Raw genomic sequence first — 21,367 nt, forward strand, 5'->3', positions numbered from 1 at the left:
GGCTGTTGGTCCTCACATGCGGAGGGCTTCCGGGGTGTGCAGGCGGAGCATGGTGGCGGCGACGTCGGCGGGAGCCCGGCGGCGGGTGGCCATCGACACGGCGACCATCACGGTGAAGGCAAGCGGCACCGTCCAGGCGGCCGGCTGCGCGATGAGCGTGGCCGGCCAGCCGGACAGCGGTGGGCCGAGCACTGTGACAAGCACCGCGCCGATGGCAGCGCCGCCGCCGACCACGACGCCTGCGGCGGCGCCCACGTCGGTCAGGCCGCGCCACCAGATGCCGAGCACCAGCAGCGGGCAGAAGCTCGACGCGGCGACCGCGAAGGCCAGCCCGACCACCTGCGACACGTCGAGCCCGGAGACGTGCAGGGCCAGCACCGTCGGCACGGCGCCGGCGATCACCGTGGCCAGCCGGAAGCCGCGTACCGAGCCGCGACCCAGCACATCCGTGGAGATCACCCCGGCGACGCTCGTCAGCAGCCCGGACGAGGTGGAGAGGAAGGCGGCGAACGCGCCCGCCGCGATAAGCGCGGCGAGCAGTTGCCCGATCAGCCCGTCGCCGAGGACCGCGCCGGGCAGCAGCACCACCACCGCGTCCGTCTGCCCACTGAGCAGCAGTTGCGGCGTGTAGATCCGGCCGAGCACCCCGTACAGGGTGGGCAGCAGGTAGAAGACGCCGACAAGCGCCAGCACCACAAGCGTGGTCCGGCGGGCCGCCGCGCCGTCCGGGTTGGTGTAGAAGCGCACAAGCACGTGCGGCAACCCCATGGTGCCCAGGAAGGTGGCAAGGATCAGCGAGTACGTGCCGAACAGGCCCCGGTCGTCGTCACCGGCGGCGCTGGGCAGCAGCCAGTCACCGGCCTCGGTGGCCACCCCTGACACGTCAGGCACCGGGTCGCCCGCGGCGAAGGACAGCTCGTCGCCGGGGCGTACCTCCCGAACCTCACCGTCGGGAAGCGTGAGGGTCGCGCGGTGCTCGACCACGACTGTGGTCGCGGTCCGGAACGTCGGCCCGTCGGGCGGGGTCACCGCCGGGCGGCCGTCGGCCTGCCACTGCAACGCCAGGAAGATCACCGGTACGGCGAGAGCGGTCAGCTTCAGCCAGTACTGGAACGCCTGGACGAAGGTGATGGCCCGCATCCCGCCCAACGCCACGTTCGCGGTGACCACGGCGGCCACCAGCAGGGCGCCTACCGGGTACGGGGAGCCGGCCACAGTGGCCAGGGTGAGACCGGCGCCCTGGAGCTGCGGCACCAGGTACAACCAACCGATGAAGATCACAAAGGCGGTGGCGAGGATGCGCAGCCGACGGGACCCCAGTCGCAGCTCGCAGAAGTCCGGCAGGGTGAACGCGCCGGAGCGCCGCAGCGGCGCCGCCACGAACAGCAGCAGGGCCAAATAGCCGGCGGCGAACCCGACCGGATACCAGAGCACGTCCACGCCGTACTTGAGGACCAGGCCGGCGACGCCGAGGAAACTCGCCGCCGACAGGTACTCCCCGCCGATGGCGGCAGCGTTCCACGTCGGGCTGATCGCCCGCGACGCCACCAGGAAGTCGGAGGTGGTCCGGGCCAGCCGCAGCCCGTAGAAGCCGATCCCGACTGTCACCAGGGTGACCGCGACGATGGCCGGGACCACGAAGTCGTTGGCCACCTCAGCGCTCCGGCCGCTGCACCAGGTCGGTGAAGTCCTGCTCGTTACGTTCGGCCAGCCGCACGTACGCCCAGCCCACCCCGATCAGGAACGGGAACGACACCACACCGAGCAGCAGCCACGGCAGGTTGACGCCGGCGACAGTGGTCCGGCCCAGCGATGGCGCGATGGCGAACAGCCAGGGCAGCCCGCCCAGCCCGATGGCGACCACCAGGGAGAGCCGCAGCGCCAACGCGAGCTGGGCCCGAACCAGGCCGCGGACCAGCGCCTCACCGACCTGGGTCTGCTGCGCCAGCTCGGCGCGGGTCCGCTCGGCGCGGCTGTCCTGCCTGGTGATGTCGGCCAACACGATCCGGGCCCGCCGGGATGGCGGGACCGCACCGCCCGACCCCACGTCAGGGAGTTGCATGGCCACCCCGGCAGTCTTGCCCGCACGGCGCGATTGTCAAGCGTTGCCGCTCACCAGCGGCTCAGGCCGAGACAGCTCGCCGACCAACTGGCCCCCCGGATCTCGTCGAGGACCGGCCGGGCTCGTTCCCGGCCGAGGTTCGTCGCCCAGAAGCCGTCCCGGGGCAGCCCGTAGGCGATCTCCCGCAGCGCGCAGGTCCGCATCGGCTCGGGCAACCGGTTCAGAGCCGGTACGGCGTCCTCGGAGAGCCCCGACAGGTAGCTGACGTCCAGGCGGCCGGTGTCGAGATAGCGGTCCACGTTCCGGTCGGCGATCAGCCGGTCCGGGTTGACCAGCGCCAACCCGAGCAGCGCCAGCACCGCAGTGCCGATCACCAACCGGGGCAGCCACTCGGCCCGCAGCCGCACCACGGCCACCCCGACGAGGACGAAGAGCAGCCCGAGCCACAACTCGGTGGTCGCCACGAGGAGTCGCAGCCGGGTGGCGCCGTACGCGTCGGCGTAGACCTGCATCCGGTAGAGCGCCGAGGCGACGATCACCAGGCTGAGAGCGGTGAGCGTGCCGAGCAGCACCCGGACCAGCAGCCGGTCCGCCCGGCTGGCCTTCGGTGCCCGACGGGCGGCGATGGCGATCACCAGCAGCGTGAGCCCGGTGACGGCGAGCAGTTGCCAGAACCCGCCTCGGGCGTACTCGGCGTAGGTCAGCCCGGCCGTACGCAGCACGTGCCCGGCCCCGCCGAACAGCACGGTCAACTGGACAAGCACGAACACAGCGAACAGGGCGTCGAGCAGCACCAGCGGAATCGTCCACTCCAGCCGGTGTGCCGGTCGGCCCGGTTCCGGCCGCAGGCCCTCCAGGTCGGGCGGGCGACTCACCAGGTACGCGGCACCGAGCAGGCCACCGCCGATAAGCGCCAGGCGGAACACCCAACCGATCATCCCGGGCGGCGAGATGTCGGGCAGCAGGCCGGTGACCAGGTCGGCGAACACCGCGTCGGCGGAGGAGAAGAGCAGCCCGAACAGCACAAGCAGGCCAGCGGAGATCGCCAGGCTGCTGACGACACGCCCGACCTCGATCCCCGACCCCGCCGCACGGCGGCTGCGCAGCCCACGTGCCGCCCACGGGAGCGCCCGTACCGTCGCGGCCGGCGGCAGCGTCGCGGCGAGCAGCATCCCGAGCGGACTCCGGCCGCCGGTCACCGCGAGCGTCCCGGTCACCACGGCGCCGAGCAGGCAGAGGGCGAAGAGCCAGCCGGCGGCCCGGACGGTGCCGACGCCGACCAACGCGACAGTCGCGGCGGCCCAGGCGGCCTGCGCCACCCGCCCCGGTGCCCCCGTGGCATCGGGACGGGCGGCGGCAGTCGTTCCCGGTGCCCCCGTGGCATCGGGACGGGCGGTGGCCGCCGGGCCTGGCGCCTCCGGCTTATCCGGACGGTCGGTCGCTGCCCTTCCCGGTGCCCCCGTGGCATCGGGACGGACGGTGGCCGCCGGGCCTGGCGCCTCCGGCTTGTCCGGACGGTCGGTCGCCGCCCTTCCCGGTGCCCCCGCGGCATCGGGAAGGGCGGTGGCCGCCGTGGCCGGGGACGGAGTCCCGGAACTGACGACGCCGGCGGTCACGAGGGCGGCGACGGCGGCCAGCGCGGCCGCCAGCCAGCCGAGGCCGGGACGGACCATCGTGAGCGTCGACGCGCCGACGACCGCCGCCGCCGTCAACGCCGCCAGGGCCAGCGGACGGGCGGCCCCGGGTGGCCCCGGCCAGCGACGCTCGAGCAGCGACGGTGGCCTCGGCAGAGCCGGTGCGAGCGGCCCCGGGTGCGGAGGGGCGGCGGCCGGCGGGGCAGCCGGACCCGGTCGGGCAGGCGGGGTGGCCTGCGGGCCGGTCGGCCCGGTGGCCGGGACGGGATTGCTGCCGGGGCTGGTCATGCGGCCTCTCTTCGGTGTGACGAGTCACCGGGGATGGTGACCTGGATGCGGCAGCCGGGCCGGTCGCCCCGGTGCGGCCCGGCCGGATCCAGGACAGCGATCCGACCGCCGTGCAACTCGACGACCCAGCGGGCGATGGCCAGGCCCAGCCCGGTTCCGCCGCCCGCCGACCGGTCGCCCCGGGTGAACCGCTCGAACACGCGGGAACGCTCGGCCGGCGGGATGCCCTGGCCCTCGTCGCTCACCTCGAAGCGGAGCTGGTCGCCGTGCTCCTCGGCGCTGACCCGCACGGTGCCGCCGGGTGGGCTGTGCCGCGCCGCGTTGTCGAGCAGGTTCGCGAAGACCTGGTGCAGCCGCCACGGGTCCGCGCGTACCGTCAGGGGCTCCGGCAGGTCACGAAGCTCGAAGCGCACGTCCAGGCCGGCGCCGGACGCGCTGGCTGTGGCGTGCTCGACCGCCTCGTCGAGGAAGTCCCCCACGTCGATGTGTACCCGTCGCAGCGGCACCACCCCGGCGTCGAGGCGGGACAGGTCCAGCAGGTCGGCGACGAGATGCCCGAGCCGTTCGGTCTGGGACAGCGCCGCGCGCAGGGCGGCGGGCTCGGGCTCGGCCACCCCGTCCACCATGTTCTCCAGGACGCCCTGCAACGCCGTGATCGGCGTCCGCAGCTCGTGCGACACGTTCGCGATCAGTTCGCGTCGGCGCTGGTCGGCGGCGTGCAGATCCTCGGCCATCTTGTTGAACGCCTGGGCCAGTTCACCGACCTCGTCCCGGGACGTGGCGCGTACCCGACGGGTGTAGTCGCCCCGGGCCATCGCCCCGGCGGCGGCCGTCATCTCCCGCAGCGGTGAGGTCATCCCGTGGGCGAGCACCTGTGAGGTGACCAGCGCGATGCAGATGACCGTGATCGACGTGCCCGGCGGGAGCCAGCCGATGCCGTACCAGAAGTAGCCGATGGCCACGGCCCACGAGGCGACCAGCAGGACGCCGAGCTTCATCTTGATCGAGCGGACCGGGTCGAGTGGGCGGGGCAGCACCCGGTCCAGCCAGTCCGCCAGTTGGTGGATCACGCGGGCACCTCCAGGGCGTACCCGACGCCGTGCACGGTCCGGATGAGATCGGCGCCGAGCTTGCGCCGCAGGGCCTTGACGTGGCTGTCCACGGTGCGGGTGCCGGTGCCCTCGGCCCAGCCCCACACGTCGGCGAGCAGCCGCTCCCGGGGCAGCACAGTGCGGGGCCGCCCGGCGAGGTGGATCAGAAGGTCGAACTCCGTCGGGGTGAGGTGCACGTCCGCGCCGGCCCGGCGTACCCGCCGCTCGGCCTCGTTGATCTCGATGTCGCCGAGGCGGATGGCGGGTGGGGCGGGGGTCGCGGCCCGTTCCATCCGGCGCAGCAGCACGTGTACGCGGGCGGCCAGCTCGCGCATCGAGAACGGCTTGGTGAGGTAGTCGTCCGCGCCGACCGCGAGCCCGACCAGCAGATCGGTCTCGTCGTCGCGGGCCGTGAGCATCAGCACCGGCACCGGCCGGACCGCCTGGATCCGCCGGCACACCTCCAGCCCGTCGAAGCCGGGCAGCATCACGTCCAGGACGACGAGATCCGGCTGCCCGGTCCGGAACCGCTCGACGGCGCTGGGGCCGTCCGTGGCGATCTCCACCACGAAACCCTCGGCGCGGAGTCGGGCGGCTACCGACTCGGCGATGGTGCGCTCGTCCTCGACGACCAGGACCCGGCGTTCCTTCATGGGGCCTGACTGTATTGAGCCGCCGTGGAGATCAGTGGGTGACGTTGTGAACAACCTGTGGAGAACAGTTCAAGCCTGTGGATAACGCCGGTGGACACGGGCGCGTCTCCGGCCACCCGACGAAACGGGGCCGGTGGCAACGCCACCGGCCCCGCTCCACCGCATCGTCAGCCGATCGGTACGACCAGGTCCACGGACATGCTGCCGCTGGCCGGGACGGTGAACCGCTCCAGCTTGCGGGTGCCGTCCGGCTGGGTCACCAGGTAGCGACCGTCGACCTGCTGCTCCTCGTTGAGGTACGCGTTGTAGGTGAAGAAGATCCGCTGCGGGCCCTTGAGCCGGATGTCGAACCGCCCGTCAGTGATCCAGCCGTTGCCCGCGATGTCGCCGGTGTCGACGCTGCGCGCGATCACGTACCCGCCGGCGAAGGGGGTGCCGTCGGGCGTGCGGAAGGTGCCGGTCAGAGCGACGCCCTGGTCGAGCTGGGCGTCCTGGGTGGCGCTCGCACCGGCGGTGACGGTCACCGGGGTGGCGGTGAAGCGGCTCGTCGCGTCGCCGGACCATTCGCTGGCCCACGGGTGGCCACTGAAGATCAGCGGCCACGCGTACGGGCCGAGCCTGTCGATGGTGTAGACGCCGCGCTCGTCGGTGCTGGCGTCCTGCACTCCGAGCCCGGGGTGACCGGTGAGCACGGAGATGTCGACGCTGTTCAGCGGCTTGCCGGTCGAGTCGGTGACGGTGCCGGTGACCGTGCCGGCCCGGTCCAAGCGGACCGTCGGGCCGGTCGTCACCTGTCCCACGGTGGCGACCACGTCGACGGCCTGCCGCTCGTCACCGGTGCCGCCCTCGGCACCCACCCACTGACGACCGTAGACATCCTCCTGGGGCAGCGCGAAGAGCTTGTAGGTGCCGCCGACCAGCGGGCCGACCTGGATCCGGCCGTTGCGGTCGCTGCACTCGCCGTAGCCGTCCCGCATCGAGGCCTGCTTGGGCAGGTACGCGTCGAGGCACACGTCCCGCACCGGCGCGCCGGTCTGCCTGTCCACGATGGTGGAGGTGATGACCGCGCCCGGCCGCATCTTCACGGTGAGTTTGGTGGTGCCGTTGGCCGTCACGCGTACCCCGGTGACGTCGCGGGAGAAGTGCAGCTTGTCCGGCGCGTACAGGAAGAGGTCGTGGCGGCCCTGCGGCAGGCCGGTGACGGTGACCGTGCCGCTGCCGTTGCTGCACGCCGAGTCGACGCAGAAGTTGGCGACGGGCGCGCCGGTGACCGAGTTGACGGCGGTGATGGCGACCGAGCCCGTGCCGAGCAGGCTGTCCGCGATTGTCGTCTGCTGCCCGCCCCGGACCTGGACGATGTTGGCCTCTTCGGCGGTCAGCTTGCCCCGGTAGTACTGCTGCCGCTCGCCGACGACCACACCGACCTTGTACGAGCCCTGGATCACCTGGACGCTGAACTCGCCGTTCGCGTCGGTCTCCGTCCAGGCCCCGCCGTACATGTTGGCGGTGGTGATGTCGACCTGGGCGTTCGCGAGCGGCGCGCCGGTCGCGGTGGTGAACCGTCCGGAGAGGCCGCCCACCGGCAGCATCGTCTCGTTGACCTCGACTGCCGTGTCCGCCGCGACCTGGAAGACGGTGGCGCCCTCCTCGTCGAGGCTGCCCGGCACGTACTGGGTCTGGTAGGAGCCCTCGATCGGGTTGAAGTTCACCCGGTAGCGGCCGGGCAGCGCGGTGATGGTGAACCGGCCGTCCTCGTCGGTACGCGAACCCGCCCAGTTGTACGTGTCGACCTCGTTGGCGTTGATGCCCAGGTCGGGCACCGGCCGCCCGGCGCTGTCGACGATCCGGCCGCTGATGGTGCCGGTGCCGAAGAGTTGTTCGTCGACGGTGGTGGTGCCGCCGGCGGTGACTGTCACCGGGTCGGCGTCCCACATCATCGCCCTGCGGTGGTGGTACTGCTCGGGCTGCGTCCAGGGGAAGTAGCCGACCGTGTACGAGCCGGCGGGCAGCCCGGAGACCGTGTAGTTGCCGTCGGCGTCGGTGTTGGTCTGACCGACGCTCTCGTACCCGTCGGCCGGGTAGACCTGTACGAGAACCTCGGCGGCGGCGGTGCCGGCGTTGGTGGTCAGTCGTCCGCTGACCGCGCCCGTGTCGGCGGCCTGGGCCGGGGTGGCGCCGGGCAGCACGAGTGCCGCCACGACGCCACCGGCCAGCAGGGCGCGGCGGGCTGGGGATAGCTGCATCGATGTCCCAATGTGAGGGTGGTGGGGCGGCCTGAGCAGGCTGCGCCCGCACCGACCCTGCGCCCCGTACGGGATCGGCACACGGAGGATAGGTCACCGGCGATGCGCGTGGAACCGGCCGACCATCCGCTGTGGACCGACGATCAGTCCAGGCCGAGGCGTTCCGGCCGGGCCGACGCGGAGCCCAGCCAGGTGTGCGGGTTGCCGTACCAGCACCAGCCGAGCTTCGGTGCGCCCTGGCTGATCCAGAGTGCCGGCACCCGCTTGTCGCCGCACCGGGAGCCGACAAGCGAGAAGCACCTGTTGCTGGCAAGCGCGGCGGGGTGCAGCGTGACGAAGGCGATCCCCTCGTCGATGGTGAGTGGCAGCCGGTCCTGGGCGGTCATGCCCTCCATGGCCGTGGCCGGCGGCAGGTTGCGGAACTCCTCGCCGCGGTCGACGTCGAACAGCAGGTACGCCGGCCCGGCCGGCACCTCCAGCTCCTTGATCGGGTCGAAGCGCGGCAGGTCGTCCGCCGGGTAGTTCCGGTCGAGGACGCCCGGCTTGCGCTTGCCGGCAAGCGTGGTCAGCCCCAGTCGTTCCTGCACCCCGACCAGGTCACGGGTGATCACCAGCAGGAACGGCACCCGCGCGTCGGTGGGCGCGGGCAGGTCGGCGGCACCCTGGACCGCCCTGGCGCGCAGCGGCGCGACCAGGTCGCGGAAGGCGGTCTCGGTCAGCCCGGCGAGGGCCGGGTAGCCCAACCGCACCAGCTGGTCCAGCTGGCGGTCGAACTCGGTCGCGGCGTCGAAGGGGGTTTCGGACACGGTGGCCTCCCGGTTGTCGTACGGACTAGCGTACAACGTACGACAGCGGTCGGCTCATTCCCGGCTCAACGGTTCCAGTCCTGTTTCGCGGCCCTGACCAGCTTGTCCTTCAGCTCCCGGGTGTGCCGGCGACTCACCGGCAGCTCGGTTGAGTCGATCACCACCACGTATCCGGAGTTCACCAGCCGCAACTCCGCGATCAACTTCAACTGCACCAGGTACGACCTGTGCACCCGGACGAAACCGGCGTCGGCCCACCGCTCCGCGAGTGTCGCCAGGGACACCCGCACCAGGTGCGAGCCCTCGGCGGTGTGCAGGCGTGCGTAGTCGCCCTGCGCCTCCACCCACCGCACCGCCGACCGGGGCAGCATCCGGGTGGTGCCGGCCAACTCGATGGGGATTGTCGGGTCCTCCTCGGCCCGGGCCAGCGCCGCCGGATGCGACGGCACCACCCGGGAGCCGATCACCCGGCGCAGCGACTCGGCCAGCCGGTCCGCGCGGACCGGCTTGCGGACGTAGTCCGTGGCGCCCAGGTCGAACGCGTCCACCGCGCCGTCGTCGTACGCGGTGACGAACACGATCGCCGGTGGTCGCGCGAAGCGGCGCAGCACCCGGGCCAGCTCCATGCCGTCCAGGCCGGGCATCCGGATGTCCAGGAAGACCACGTCCACGTCGCCGTCGCGCAGCAGCCGCAGCGCCTCGGTGGCGTCCCCGGCCGTGTGCAGCCGGGCCACCCGGGGGTCGGCACGCAGGTGGTACGCCAACTCGTCGAGCGCGGGCGGCTCGTCGTCCACCGCCAGCACCCGGAGGAACCCCGTGGTCACGAGCCCGCCCGCACACCTGGGTGGAACTTCGGCACCCGCATGCTCACCCTCGTACCCGACCCCAGCCCCGTCTCGACGACCAGGCCGAACCGGTCACCGAAGACCGACCGCAGCCGCTCGTCGACGTTCGAGAGGCCGACGTGCTGGCCCGTGTCGTCGCCCGGGTCACCGGCGCCGCGCGCCAGCTCGGCGATGCCGGCGGTCAACGTGGTCGGGTCCATTCCCACTCCGTCGTCCTCCACGGTGATGTGGCATTCGGCGCCCGCGTCCCGGGCCTCGATGCTCACCATGCCCGTGCCCGGCTTGCGGGACAACCCGTGCCGGACGGCGTTCTCCACGAGCGGCTGGAGGCAGAGGAACGGCAGCGTCACCGGCAGCACCTCCGGGGCGATCTGCAACCGCACCTGCAACCTGTCACCGAACCGCGCGCGCTCGATCGTCAGGTACCTGTCGATCGACCGCAGCTCCTCGGCGAGTGTGGTGAACTCCCCGTGCGCCCGGAACGAGTACCGCGTGAACTCCGCGAACTCCAGGATCAACTCCCGGGCCCGCTCCGGGTCGGTGCGGACGAACGAGCCGATCGCGGTAAGCGCGTTGTAGATGAAGTGCGGGCTGATCTGCGCCCGCAACGCCCGGATCTCCGCCCGGGCCAGCCGCTCCCGCGACGAGTCCAGCTCGGCAAGGGCGAGCTGGTTACCGGCCCAGTGCGCCGTCTCCAGGGTGGCCTGCACCAGCCCCGGCGCCGGAGCGCTGTCGGCGATCGCCACAAGCGCGCCGACCACCCGGCCGTCCGCACCCTGCAACGGCGCCACCACGGCCCCCCGGATCGGACAGTCGACCCGGTCGCAGCGCAACTCGTGCTCGCCGAGCACAGTCGAACGCCCCGATGCCACCGTCCGCCCGGCCGCCGCGAGCAGTTGCTCGCCGTGGTGGGTGCCGCGCCCGTCGAGGGCGAGCAGCCGGTCGGCGTCGGTGAGCGCCAGCCCGACCGCGCCCACCAGGGCCCGCAGATGGCGTACGGCCTTCGCCGCGCCCGCCTCGCTCAACCCGGCGCGCAGCGGCTCGGCGGCCAGGCCCGCGGTGTGCAGCACCTCGTAGGTGGCCCGCTGGGTGGCCGTGGCGATGCCCCGGCGGGCGCGCAACCGCAGCACCGCCCACAGAGCCGCGGCCAACGCGGTGACAAGTGAGACGACGCCTACCACTGCCGAAAGGTTGCCACCCACGCAGCGATCCTCGCCGGTGCGGGCCCGCGCGCCAACCCCTAGTACGCGCCCTTGCGGGCGAGCACCACCCCGACGGTGCGCCACAGGATGCTCAGGTCGTACGCGAGCGACCAGTTGTCGACGTAGTAGAGGTCCAGTCGCACCGACTCGTCCCAGGACAGGTCGGAGCGGCCGGAGACCTGCCACAGGCCGGTCATGCCGGGGCGCACCAGCAGCCGGCGGCGTACGTCGCCGAGGAAGTCGCCGTCGTCGGCAGGCAGCGGGCGCGGCCCGACCAGCGACATCTCGCCCCACAGCACGTTGATCAACTGGGGCAGCTCGTCCAGCGACGAGGCCCGCAGGAAGCGGCCGACCGGGAAGACCCGCGGGTCCTGCTTCATCTTGAACAGCATGCCGTCGGTCTCGTTCCGGTCGACCAGGCTGGCCAGCCGGTCCTCGGCGTCGACGTACATGGTCCGGAACTTCCACACCCGGAACGTGCGCCCCTCGTGCCCCACCCGGGGCTGCCGGAAGAAGACCGGCCCGGGATCGGAGATCCGGATCGCCACGCCGATGGCCAGGAAGAGCGGGATCAGCAGCAGCAGGCCCAGGCCCGCCGCCACCCGGTCCATCAGGTTCTTGGCCAGCAACGCCGGCCCGGAGAGGGTCGGCTCCTCGACGTGCAGCAGAGGCAGGCCCTCGATCGGCCGGATGTGCACCCGGGGGCCGGCGATGTCGGTCAACTGCGGTGCGACCACCAGGTCGACGCCGGAGCCCTCCAGCTGCCAGGCCAGCCGGCGCAGCTCGCCCGGCTCCGCGCTGGCCGACCCGCAGACGGCGATGGTGTCCCCGCCGACCTCACGGACCAGGGCCAGGACGTCGCGGCCGGCGTACACCGGCACCGGCGTCGGCATGCCCCGCGCCGCCGCGTACCCGTCGGTGATGTGGATGGCGACAGGCACCAGCCCGGCGGCCGGGCTGCGGGTGACCGCCGCGTACACCTCCAGGCACTCCGGCAGGGTGCCGACCAGCACCATCCGGTGCGCGGCCTGGCCGGCCCGGCGGCGGATGTAGTGCAGCGCCCAGCGGGCCACGAACCGGCCCCACAGGATCAGCACCGTGGCGCCGACCAGCGCCGTGCCGACGGTGTACCGGGAAAGCTGGGTCACGGTGGCGAACGCGAGGAAGGAGACGCTCGCCGCGACCGTCACCGACGCCCGGATCACCCGCTTGAACTCGTCCGGGCCGAGCCCCAGGTAGCGCCTGTCGTACGCCCGGTTGCTCCAGAGGATGACCACCCAGCCCAGTGGGAGCAGCAGGTACGAGATGGTGTGGAACCACGTCGGATCCTGCTTGGTGCCGGAGAAGCCGGAGGCGGCCTGGTCGAAGAGCTGGATCGCGATCCAGCTGGCGAACGCCGCCGCGCCGAAGTCGAGCACGAGCAGGATGGCGATGTAGGGGCGGTGCCAGCGGGAGACACGGCGACGCGCCCTGGCCCACGCCGACCGGGGGACGCCGTTGTGCGTCGGCGGCGTCGGCGGCTGGATCTCGAAGCTGTCGACGTGCCGCACGAGTCTGCTCCGGCCTTCGTTGGATACCGGGCGCTGGAGGCTTGCCGTCACCTCACCCATGTCCTCCCGCATGACACGTGCCGCTCACTCGCAGTGAGGGCCCGGGTCGCCCACCGTCCCAGTCTCCCACGCGGGCTCCGACCGGTCGCCGCCCCGAAGGAGATTGGCGACTGATGGTGCCGGCGGGATCTGGCCGGCTCCGCACCATTTCAGAAGCCGGGGACCGGGCCACTATACCGATGGATACGCCTGTGGCGAGAACGGTGGACCGGAGCTTCGGCTCAGTCGGGTCGATTCCGCTCTGTAGTCGGCACGTGGTGTCACTCACCGTACGAGTCGGGACAACCGTCGGTCAGCCAGCGGCTTGCCGCCGGTCTGACACGTCGGGCAGTACTGGAGGCTGGAGTCGGCGAACGACACCTCCCGCACCGTGTCCCCGCACACCGGGCAGGGCAGCCCGGTCCGGGCGTGCACCTTCAGCCCCGAGCGCTTCTCACCCTTCAGCTCCGCCGCCCGCTGACCGACGGACCGTTCCACGGCGTCGCCGAGGATCTGCCGGGTCGCCGCGTGCAGGGCCGCGAGCTGCCCGTCGGTGAGCCGGTCGGTGATCGCGAACGGGGACAGCTTCGCGGCGTGCAGGATTTCGTCCGAGTACGCGTTGCCCACCCCGGACAGCACCGACTGGTCGGTCAACACCCCCTTGACCTGCCCCCGCCGGCTGCGCAGCCGCTCCGCGAACGTCGGCAGGTCCGCGGCGAACGCGTCAGGCCCCAGCTTGGCCACCCCGGGCACCGCCGCCACGTCGCTGACCAGGTACGCGGCCAGCTTCTTCTGCGTACCGGCCTCGGTCAGGTCGAAGCCGGACCCGTCGTCGAGACGTACGCGCAGCGCGATCGGCCCCTTACCGGGACGAAGTGGGGTGCCGGACGGGAAGGCCTCCCGGTAGTGCAGCCAGCCGGCCCGAGCCAGGTGGACCACCAGGTGCAGATCCCCCTCGAACACCACGTCCAGGAACTTGCCGTGCCGGCGGGCGTCGACCACCGCCCGACCCGCGACCTCGGTCGGTGCCGGGTCGTACGTCTTCAGGGCGCTGATCGCGGCGACCTCCAACCGGTCGACACGCCGGCCCACCGCGCGCTGGCGCAGGTAACCCGCGAGCGCCTCAACCTCCGGTAGTTCGGGCACGACACAACGGTAGCCTTCTTTCCGGTGAGCGCGAGGAATGAGCTTGCGAGTCCCACCGCGAGCGCGAGGAGTGAGCTTGCGAGCCGCGCAGTCGCGAGCAACAGTCGGCACAGTCGCGAACGAAAGGTCCGCTCGTTGAGAATCGTGGTGGCGCACAATCGGTACCGGGAAGCCCAGCCCTCCGGCGAGAACACGATCGTCGACTCGGAGATCGCTCAGCTCACCGCTGCGGGTGTCGAGGTGCTGCCGTTCATCCGCAGCTCGGACGAGATCCCGTCGATGTCGAAGGCGGCCAAGGCGCTGCTGCCGATCTCCCCGATCTGGGCGCCCCGCGCCCAGCACGACCTGAGCCGGCTCCTCACCGAGCACCGACCGGACGCCCTGCACCTGCACAACCCGTACCCCCTGCTGTCGCCCTGGGTGGTGCGGACCGCGCACCGGCACGGCGTGCCGGTGGTGCAGACGGTGCACAACTACCGGCAGGTCTGCTCCTCCGGGATCTACTTCCGCGACGGCGTGATCTGCCAGGACTGCAAGGGCCGGGCGCTTGGCGTACCGGCGATCAAGCACCGCTGCTACCGCGACTCGGCCGCGCAGAGCGCGCTGATGGCGACCACCCTGGCCGTACACCGGGGAACCTGGCGGTCGGTGGACCGGTACGTCGCGCTCACCACCGCGATCGCGGACCACCTCCGCGAGTACGGCATTCCGGACGACCGGATCGTCGTGAAGCCGAACGCCGTACCCGACCCCGGCCGGCCCGCGCCGCTCGGCGGCGGCTTCCTCTACATGGCCCGGCTCTCCCCGGAGAAGGGCGCCGACCTGCTGCTGGACGCCTGGCGCCGGCACCCCGTGGGCACACTGGGCACGCTGCGGATCGCCGGCGACGGGGAGCTGCGCCCGCTGGTGGAGGCCGCAGCCGCCGAGCGGCCCGACGTGGTCTACCTCGGCCAGCTCGACCGGGCCGGCGTACGCGCCGCCGTCGAGGCCAGCGCCGTCGTGATCGCCGCCTCCATGTGGCACGACGTACTGCCAACCGTGATCATCGAGGCGCTGGCCAGCGGCCGGCCGGTCCTCGGCACCGCCCTGGGCGGCATCCCGTACCTCGTCGGAGCGGACGCCCCACACGAACCCGCCGGCACCGGCCCCGCCGAGACCGCCTCGGCCGTCGCCGGGCGTGACGGGTCGGCCATGCCCGCCGGCATCGGCTCCGGTGAAGCCGGCTGGGTGGTCGCCCCCGAACCTGCCGCGCTGGCCGCCGCCCTGCCGGTGGCCCGGGCCGGCGCGTCGGGGCTGAGCCTGGCCGCCCGCGCCCGCTACGAGCGGACCTTCCACCCCGACGTGGTCACCAAGCAGCTCATCGACATCTACGCCGGCATGGCTCGCACACCCAACCCCGCCTGACCCCCGCCGCGCGACGCCGTTCCCCTGGGCGTGGCCGTTCCGCCCTGCGGGGTCGCGTCGCGAAGATCGCGCTGGATCCAGGAAGTAGTGGCCTCGGGGCGGCGGGAAGGCCCTCTTTCCTGGATCGAGCGCGATCTTGATCGCGCGACGTCCCCTGCCGCCCGCCGGAGCGGCCCGACCGGGCGTCGGTCGACAAGATCCGCACAACATCAGGGATGTTGTCGCCTCCGGCACCTCGAAGGCAGCAACTTCGGAGAAGTTGTGCGGATCTTGCGCGCCGTGGGGCGGCGCGCCGTGGGGCAGGTCAGCGCAGGGAGGCGCGGGCGGAGAAGGCGATGCTCGCGAGCAGGAAGCCGCCGTTGACGATCGTGAACGCGACAAGCACCCAGAGGACCAGCGCGGGGGCCACCGCGAGCACCACCGCGGCAACGAAGATCACGGCACCGTAGTCGCGGACCAGCTTCACGAGGCGTACCGGCAGCGACGTCGAGGTGACCATGCTGGCGGCGTTGGGGCCGGACTGCATCACGGAGGTGACCAGGTTGACCATCCAGGTGCCGGCGAAGGTCGCCACCAGCCAGGTCGGGGTGGACGGCTCCTGCGCCACGGCGGTGGCGGCGAGCGCGGCCACGAGGGCGATCTGCGCGGCCACGTCGCAGAGGATGTCGATCCGCGCGCCTGCCGCGCTGCCCTGGCCGGTCACCCGGGCGAGCTGCCCGTCGGCGCAGTCCAGGGAGTACGCGATCTGCCAGCCGAGCAGGGCGAGCAGGCCGACCACCCAGGCCGGTACGTCGCCAGCGGCGACGGGCCCGGCGAGCGCCACGACGCTGACCGAGGTGGCCAGGCCGAGCACGAGGTTGGTGATGGTCAGCGCGGTGGGCGGCAGCCCGAGTCGCTGGGCGACGAGCGCGAAGACGGCGCCGAGCCACTGGCTGATGGACTCGCTGAACAGGCCTCCGCCCCGGTTCACCCGGTGGAAGTCGGCGACGGTGGGACGGCTGTCAGCCAAGCTGGTCGCGGATTGCACCGGCGTAGTCTGCCAGCCGCTCCCGCGTCTCGGTAGGCGACAGGTCGAGGTGTTCGAGGATGGTGTACCGGTCCGGTCGGGTACGCGGCGCGAACTGCACAGCCTCCACGAACTGGTGGTCGGTGAGCCCCACCTCGGCGGGGAGCCGGGGCAGTCCGTGTCGGGCGAGGCAGGCCGACATCTCCCCGAAGCGGCGCAGGTCTCCGCGTAGCCAGGTGCAGAACAGCGCGCCCAGCCCGGCCAGCTCGCCGTGTGAGGCGGTGCCGGGGAAGAGCGAGTCGACGGCGTGCATGATCTCGTGGCAGCCGCCGCTGGACGGTCGGCTGGTGCCGCAGACCGCCATGGCCAGGCCGCTGGAGATCAGCGCCTCGGCGAGCACCGTGACGAACGCGTCGTCGGTCATGTCGCCGGGGTGGTTGAGCACCGCTTCGGCGCCGGCCCGGGCCAGCGACGCGGCCAGCCCGTCGATCGGCTCGCCGCGTACCTGCCGGGACAGCTCCCAGTCGGCGAGCGCGCTGATGTTGCTGATCACGTCGCCGATGCCGGCCCGGTTGTGCCGGTCCGGGCCGCTCTCCACGAAGTCCAGGTCGACGATCACCGCGATGGGGATGTGCACCCCGTAGGAGCCCTTGATCCCGTCGGTGATGAGGCTGGCCACCGGTGAGCCGATCCCGTCGTTGGCGAGGCTGGTGGCCACCGACACCATGGGGAGCCCTCGGCGGGTCGCCGCGTACTTGGCCACGTCGATGGTCTTGCCGCCGCCGATTCCGACCACCGCGTCGTACGAGCGGGCGCGGAGTTTGCCGCCCAGGTCGTCGGCGGCGTCCAGGGTCGCCCCGGCGACTGTGAAGACGTCGGCCGAGCGCAGGGACGGTCGGATCAGCTCGGCGATCTGGGCGCCCTGACCGGGGCCGACAACCACCGCGACGTCACCGCCGGCGGAGATCCGCCCGTCGGCCAGGATCGCGGCCAGGTCGGCGACCGCCCCCCGCCGTACGTCGATGTGCAGCGGGGTGAGGATGCTCCGCGCTAGTAGCGGCACGCGATCTCCCGGGCGCGGGCCAGGTCGGCGTGGTTGTCGACCTCCACCCAGGGGACGTCGCCGATCGGAGCTGCCCGCACCTCGCCACCCCGGTCGGCGAACTCCTGGTAGCCGTCCTCGTAGTAGAGGTTGGGGTCCCGCCGCCAGGTCGCCTCCAGGGCGTCGGCGAGCGCGTCGGCGACCTGCGGCTCGATGAGCGTGGCGCCGATGTACTCCCCGTACGCCTCGCCCGGGTCCATGATCTTGGTGATGCGGGTGAGCTGGCCGGCGGCGTCGAAGATGGTCTTCATCTCCTCCTCGGCGAGCGGCTTGAGGGTGTCCACCGCGAGCAGGATGCCCGGGCCACGCTCGGCGAGCAGGGTCTTCTCCACGCTCACCGGGTGCACGGTGTCCCCGTTGACCAGGAGCACCCCGCGGGCGAAGTACTCGCGGGCCAGCCAGAGGGAGTAGGCGTTGTTCCACTCCTCGGCCTTGTCGTTGTGCACCAGGGTGAGCGTGACCCCGTACTTCTTCTCCAGGTCGGCCTGCCGCTCGCGGACGGCGTCCGCCGCGTAGCCGACGACGATCACGATGTCGGTGAGCCCGACCTCGGCGAGGTTGCCGAGCGCGATGTCCAGGATCGTGGTGTCCCCGTCGACAGGCACCAGCGCCTTGGGCAGGGTGTCGGTGTACGGGCGCAGCCGGCGCCCCGCCCCGGCCGCAAGGACCATTCCGATCATCGCGACATCCTCCTTGGTCCGACTCCCCGTCACCGCTGGAGGATAGCCCCGGGTGCCCGGGCGGCTCTGGCCAACCGGTCAGCCGGGCAGCGCGGCCAGGTCGGCGAGCATCGTCAGCCGCTCGTCGGCGCTGAGCACGGTGTACGGCCCGGCGGCCCGACGGTCGGTCTCCAGCTCGATGGCGAGCCGTTCGGGGCCGACCGGCAGCGCGGCGACGCTCGACGCGGTGTGCCCGGCGGCGGTCCAGGCGGCGGCGTGCGCGTCGGCCCGGTGGTGGCGCAGCGCGCCCAGGCGGTTGAGCAGCAGCACGCCCGGGCCGGTGCCGTCCGGCTCGTACGGGGGTGCCAGCGCGGTGAAGGCCGAGCCGTCCGGGGTGCCCGACTCGTCGGCAAGCACCAGGGCGTACGCCAGCACCCGGCCGAGCGACGCCACCAACCGCGCCACCCGCTCGTCGTGGCCCGCCCACAGTTCCTCGGTGACCTCGGCGTGCACCTGGTACAGCTCGGCGAGGAAGGCGGCACCGCGTTCGGTGGCGGAGAGCGCGCCGTCCGGCCGGCGGTGGATCATGCCGTGCGCCACGTGTTTGTCCATGGCGCGTCGGGCGCTGACCGGGTCGACGTACCTGGTGATCGCGGCGAAACCCGGCCCGTCGACGGTGCCGCCCGGTGCGGCGAGCCGGGTACGCAGGTCCACCAGGAAGCCGGTCGCGCTCGGCCCGCCGTACCGCTGGCTCAGTTCGGCGCCGCCTCCGTCGCGGCCGGCAAGCATGCCGGCGCGGAACGTCCGGTCCACGGCCGGGGTGAGCAGGCCGGCGAACCGGTGCGGCGTCAGCTCGACGGTGTTCACAGACCGATCGACCGCAGGACGGCGAAGCCCTCCTCCGCGATCCGCCGGATCAGGCCGTCGTTGATGTCGCGGTTCTCGTCGAGCATTGTCACCTCGTGCTCGGCGAGCCAGCGGTACTCGGTGTGCTTGCCGGCTTCCAGCCTCGGGTGGCCGAGGTCGCCGTCGACGCGTACGAGGAAGTCGTGTTCGGTCCGGGCCAGCCCGTCGTCGCCGACGTAGTGGTACTCGCCCACCTGGCCGAGGACGTGGGAGAGGACCCAGCCGGTCTCCTCGGTGATCTCCCGGGCCAGCGCGTCGTCGATCTCCTCGCCCGGCTCCAGGTGCCCGCCGACGATGTCCCAGCAGTTGGGAAAGAGGCGCCGGTGTGGTGAGGCGCTGGAAGAAGATGCGGCCGTCGTGGTCGACGATCAGCGCGCCGGCACAGCGCAGGGGCTCGGTGGACACCGTTCGACAGTAGCGAGCGCTACGGCGTCGCGACGATGCCCGGTCTTGTCCCGGAAACATCCACAGACCACGATGTCGGTACCGAATGCCCACCGTCCCAAAGGGGTGATGTGTGATGCAGGTACGGGAAGCCATGTCCAGCCAGGTCCTCGTCGTCGGCCCGGAGCACACGCTCCGCCAGGCGGCCCGGATGATGTCGGCCCGCGGTGTCGGGTCGGCGGTCGTGATCGACCCGGATTCCGAGGGAGTCGGGATCATGACCGAACGCGACGTGTTGAAGGCCATCGGCGCCGGCCTGGACTGCGACGTGGAACGCACAGGCGCCCACCTGACCTGGGATGTGGTCTACGCCGGGCCGGACTGGACGGTGGCCGAGGCGGCCGCCGCGATGGCCCGGGGCGGGTTCCGGCACCTGGTGGTCCTGGACGGCCGTGAGGTCGCCGGGGTGATCTCGGTGCGGGACATCATGCGGGTGTGGGCGGAGGACCAGGCGGTCGCCACCGGCTGACCGGGTGGTGTGCCGGGGCGGATCGACGGGTAGGTATCCCTCACGGGCATGGAGATGCCGTGGCCCGTGGGGGAGGGTCCGATGCGTGACGCGGAGCGCCTGGTCGAGCAGCAGTACGCCATGCTCCTGCACCGGGACGTGGCCCGACTGCCGGATCTCTACGCCCCGGAGGCGTTCTACTCGATGCCGGGGGTGACGGTCCGGCCGATCGAGTTGCCCGCGCTCCTGCGTACCTGGACCGGCGCCTTTGCGGACCTGCGGGTCGATCCGCTGGGTGCGGTGCGTACGGGCGGCGGCGCGGCTGTGGAGGTGCGGTGGAGCGGCACCCACACCGGCACGCTGCACTCGCCGTTCGGCACCGTCGCGCCCACCGGCCTTCAGGTGAGCTGGGAGGTGGCCGAGGTGGTGCGGGCCCGCCGGGGGCGGATCGTCTCCTGGCGGTCCTACTTCGACTGGAGCCAGCTCCTGGACGCGTTCGGCGTGCGGTTGGACGGGCTTTCCCGGGCTTCGCAGCACGACTCGCTCGCCCTTCCGGTCTGATCTGTCGCCGTCCGGCCAGGGCGGGTCACCCGACCCGGTGGCTCAGGATGCGGACATCGCCGTGCCGTCCGCGCGCCCCCCGCCGCCGCCCGTACGCTCAACATCCATGACCGCCGAGCAGCTGATCTCCTTCGCCCGTGGGGCTCCCTCGCTGGACATCGTCGATGTCGAGGGGCTCAAGGCCGCCGCCGTCCGCGCCTTCGACGCCGACCCCGCCGGGGTCACGGCGTACGGCACCTCCGTCGGCTACGTTCCGCTGCGCAGGTGGATCGCCGAGAAGCACGGAGTCGACGCCAACCAGGTGCTTGTGACAAACGGGTCGCTCCAGGCCGACGCGTTCCTCTTCGACCACCTGGTCCGGCCGGGTGACGCGGTGGTGGTGGAACGCCCGACGTACGACCGGACGCTGCTCAACCTCCAGCGGATGGGCAGCGAGCTGCACGGCATCTCGGTCCAGCCCGACGGTCTGGACACGGCCGAGCTGCGCAAGTTGCTGGAGTCCGGGGTCCGTCCCAGGCTCGCGCACGTCATCCCGAACTACCAGAACCCGGCCGGTATGACGCTGTCGTTGGAGAAGCGGCGGGAGCTGCTCGACCTGGCCGCCGAGTACGAGTTCACGATCTTCGAGGACGACCCGTACGCGGACATCCGTTTCCGTGGCGAGGCGCTGCCGTCGATGCTCTCGCTGGACACCCGCAACGTGGTGGTGCACGCGTCGAGCTTCACCAAGACGGTCTGCCCGGGTGTGCGGGTCGGTTACCTGGTCGGCCCGGCCGATCTGATCGCCGACATCGCGAAGAACGCCACGAGCCTCTACATCTCGCCGGGCATGGTGTCCCAGGCGATCGTGCACCAGTTCTGCGTCTCGGGCGACATCGACAGGTCGATCGAGACCGTCCGGAAGGCGCTGGGCGAGCGCGCCCGGGTGCTCGCCGAGTCGCTGCGCCGGCACCTGCCGCAGGCCCGGTTCGTGGAGCCCGACGGTGGCTACTTCCTCTGGGTGGAGTTCCCGGAGGACGTCCTGGTCGACCGGCTCGCCCCGGCGGCGGCGGAGCGTGGCGTCGCGGTGGTGAAGGGCAGCGACTTCGTCCTGGACGGTGGGCGGCACGCGCTGCGGCTGGCGTTCTCGGCGGTGACCGCCGACCGGATCGATGAGGGTGTCCGTCGCCTCGCGGAGGCCGTCGAGGCGGTCCGTAGCTGAACTTCTGTCGGGTTTCCGACAGAACGACGATGCCGGCCGTCCCGGGACTCCCGCCCGGGCGGCCGGCGGCCCACAAT

At 72.2% G+C, this 21,367-nt stretch carries 20 protein-coding genes; 4 read left to right on the forward strand and 16 right to left on the reverse strand.

All coding sequences use genetic code 11. The features are described 5' to 3' along the window. Positions 1 to 12: 12 nt before the first annotated feature. The 11 genes from ACZ6N8_RS07245 to ACZ6N8_RS07295 all read right to left on the reverse strand — a co-directional run bounded on the left by ACZ6N8_RS07245 (position 13) and on the right by ACZ6N8_RS07295 (position 13,559). Complete coding sequence (locus tag ACZ6N8_RS07245) at positions 13 to 1,653, reverse strand: sodium/solute symporter (protein WP_466008203.1); 1,641 nt, start codon at positions 1,651 to 1,653, stop codon at positions 13 to 15. Position 1,654: 1 nt separating this feature from the next. Continuing rightward, positions 1,655 to 2,062: a DUF485 domain-containing protein gene (locus tag ACZ6N8_RS07250; protein WP_466008346.1), complete on the reverse strand. Its 408-nt coding sequence runs from the start codon at positions 2,060 to 2,062 to the stop codon at positions 1,655 to 1,657. Between the two features lie 50 nt (positions 2,063 to 2,112). After that, entirely contained in the window at positions 2,113 to 3,984 is a 1,872-nt protein-coding gene (locus ACZ6N8_RS07255) for a DUF4153 domain-containing protein (RefSeq protein WP_466008205.1), read from the reverse strand. Continuing rightward, a complete protein-coding gene (locus ACZ6N8_RS07260) occupies positions 3,981 to 5,054 on the reverse strand; it encodes a HAMP domain-containing sensor histidine kinase (protein ID WP_466008206.1) in 1,074 nt (357 codons plus the stop codon). The genes ACZ6N8_RS07255 and ACZ6N8_RS07260 overlap by 4 nt, the downstream gene beginning before the upstream one ends. Continuing rightward, a complete protein-coding gene (locus ACZ6N8_RS07265; protein ID WP_466008208.1) occupies positions 5,051 to 5,728 on the reverse strand; it encodes a response regulator transcription factor in 678 nt (225 codons plus the stop codon). The genes ACZ6N8_RS07260 and ACZ6N8_RS07265 overlap by 4 nt, the downstream gene beginning before the upstream one ends. A 167-nt stretch (positions 5,729 to 5,895) precedes the next feature. Further along, positions 5,896 to 7,971 (reverse strand): carboxypeptidase regulatory-like domain-containing protein, encoded by a 2,076-nt coding sequence (locus tag ACZ6N8_RS07270; RefSeq protein WP_466008209.1) that lies wholly within the window; start codon positions 7,969 to 7,971, stop codon positions 5,896 to 5,898. Between the two features lie 143 nt (positions 7,972 to 8,114). Beyond that, entirely contained in the window at positions 8,115 to 8,777 is a 663-nt protein-coding gene (locus tag ACZ6N8_RS07275; RefSeq protein WP_466008211.1) for a DUF5701 family protein, read from the reverse strand. A 65-nt stretch (positions 8,778 to 8,842) separates the two neighbouring features. After that, positions 8,843 to 9,601: a LytR/AlgR family response regulator transcription factor gene (locus ACZ6N8_RS07280; protein ID WP_354814853.1), complete on the reverse strand. Its 759-nt coding sequence runs from the start codon at positions 9,599 to 9,601 to the stop codon at positions 8,843 to 8,845. Continuing rightward, positions 9,598 to 10,824 carry a sensor histidine kinase gene (locus tag ACZ6N8_RS07285; protein WP_364370427.1) on the reverse strand — a complete coding sequence of 409 codons (1,227 nt, stop codon included), beginning with the start codon at positions 10,822 to 10,824 and terminating at the stop codon, positions 9,598 to 9,600. Before ACZ6N8_RS07285 ends, ACZ6N8_RS07280 begins: the two co-directional genes overlap by 4 nt. A gap of 38 nt (positions 10,825 to 10,862) precedes the next feature. Continuing rightward, complete coding sequence (locus tag ACZ6N8_RS07290) at positions 10,863 to 12,434, reverse strand: sugar transferase (protein ID WP_387117708.1); 1,572 nt, start codon at positions 12,432 to 12,434, stop codon at positions 10,863 to 10,865. 264 nt (positions 12,435 to 12,698) lie between these two features. Next, the gene (locus ACZ6N8_RS07295) at positions 12,699 to 13,559 is read right to left on the reverse strand and encodes an Fpg/Nei family DNA glycosylase (RefSeq protein WP_387117477.1); all 861 of its coding nucleotides are present in this window, start codon (positions 13,557 to 13,559) and stop codon (positions 12,699 to 12,701) included. Positions 13,560 to 13,694: 135 nt separating this feature from the next. Here ACZ6N8_RS07295 and ACZ6N8_RS07300 point away from each other — a divergent pair, with 135 nt between their 5' ends. Then, positions 13,695 to 14,963, forward strand: a complete 1,269-nt coding sequence (locus tag ACZ6N8_RS07300; protein WP_466008214.1) for a glycosyltransferase — start codon at positions 13,695 to 13,697, stop codon at positions 14,961 to 14,963. Between the two features lie 304 nt (positions 14,964 to 15,267). Here ACZ6N8_RS07300 and ACZ6N8_RS07305 read toward each other — a convergent pair whose 3' ends face one another. The 5 genes from ACZ6N8_RS07305 to ACZ6N8_RS07325 all read right to left on the reverse strand — a co-directional run bounded on the left by ACZ6N8_RS07305 (position 15,268) and on the right by ACZ6N8_RS07325 (position 18,932). Continuing rightward, a complete protein-coding gene (locus tag ACZ6N8_RS07305) occupies positions 15,268 to 15,990 on the reverse strand; it encodes a CDP-alcohol phosphatidyltransferase family protein (protein ID WP_466008216.1) in 723 nt (240 codons plus the stop codon). Then, positions 15,965 to 17,032 carry an iron-containing alcohol dehydrogenase family protein gene (locus ACZ6N8_RS07310; protein WP_466008218.1) on the reverse strand — a complete coding sequence of 356 codons (1,068 nt, stop codon included), beginning with the start codon at positions 17,030 to 17,032 and terminating at the stop codon, positions 15,965 to 15,967. Before ACZ6N8_RS07310 ends, ACZ6N8_RS07305 begins: the two co-directional genes overlap by 26 nt. Next, complete coding sequence (locus ACZ6N8_RS07315) at positions 17,020 to 17,751, reverse strand: phosphocholine cytidylyltransferase family protein (RefSeq protein ID WP_466008348.1); 732 nt, start codon at positions 17,749 to 17,751, stop codon at positions 17,020 to 17,022. The genes ACZ6N8_RS07310 and ACZ6N8_RS07315 overlap by 13 nt, the downstream gene beginning before the upstream one ends. Before the next feature lie 78 nt (positions 17,752 to 17,829). Beyond that, a complete protein-coding gene (locus tag ACZ6N8_RS07320; protein ID WP_466008220.1) occupies positions 17,830 to 18,597 on the reverse strand; it encodes a hypothetical protein in 768 nt (255 codons plus the stop codon). After that, a complete protein-coding gene (locus ACZ6N8_RS07325) occupies positions 18,594 to 18,932 on the reverse strand; it encodes an NUDIX hydrolase (protein ID WP_466008350.1) in 339 nt (112 codons plus the stop codon). Before ACZ6N8_RS07325 ends, ACZ6N8_RS07320 begins: the two co-directional genes overlap by 4 nt. A gap of 224 nt (positions 18,933 to 19,156) precedes the next feature. Between ACZ6N8_RS07325 and ACZ6N8_RS07330 the strand changes: the two genes are divergently transcribed. The 3 genes from ACZ6N8_RS07330 to ACZ6N8_RS07340 all read left to right on the forward strand — a co-directional run bounded on the left by ACZ6N8_RS07330 (position 19,157) and on the right by ACZ6N8_RS07340 (position 21,290). Further along, positions 19,157 to 19,549, forward strand: a complete 393-nt coding sequence (locus ACZ6N8_RS07330; RefSeq protein ID WP_364370448.1) for a CBS domain-containing protein — start codon at positions 19,157 to 19,159, stop codon at positions 19,547 to 19,549. A gap of 81 nt (positions 19,550 to 19,630) precedes the next feature. Continuing rightward, positions 19,631 to 20,089, forward strand: a complete 459-nt coding sequence (locus ACZ6N8_RS07335; protein WP_466008222.1) for an ester cyclase — start codon at positions 19,631 to 19,633, stop codon at positions 20,087 to 20,089. 106 nt (positions 20,090 to 20,195) lie between these two features. Further along, entirely contained in the window at positions 20,196 to 21,290 is a 1,095-nt protein-coding gene (locus ACZ6N8_RS07340) for an aminotransferase-like domain-containing protein (RefSeq protein ID WP_466008224.1), read from the forward strand. The last annotated feature ends 77 nt before the right edge of the window (positions 21,291 to 21,367 follow it).

It is taken from the genome of Micromonospora sp. NPDC047521 (assembly GCF_055587305.1).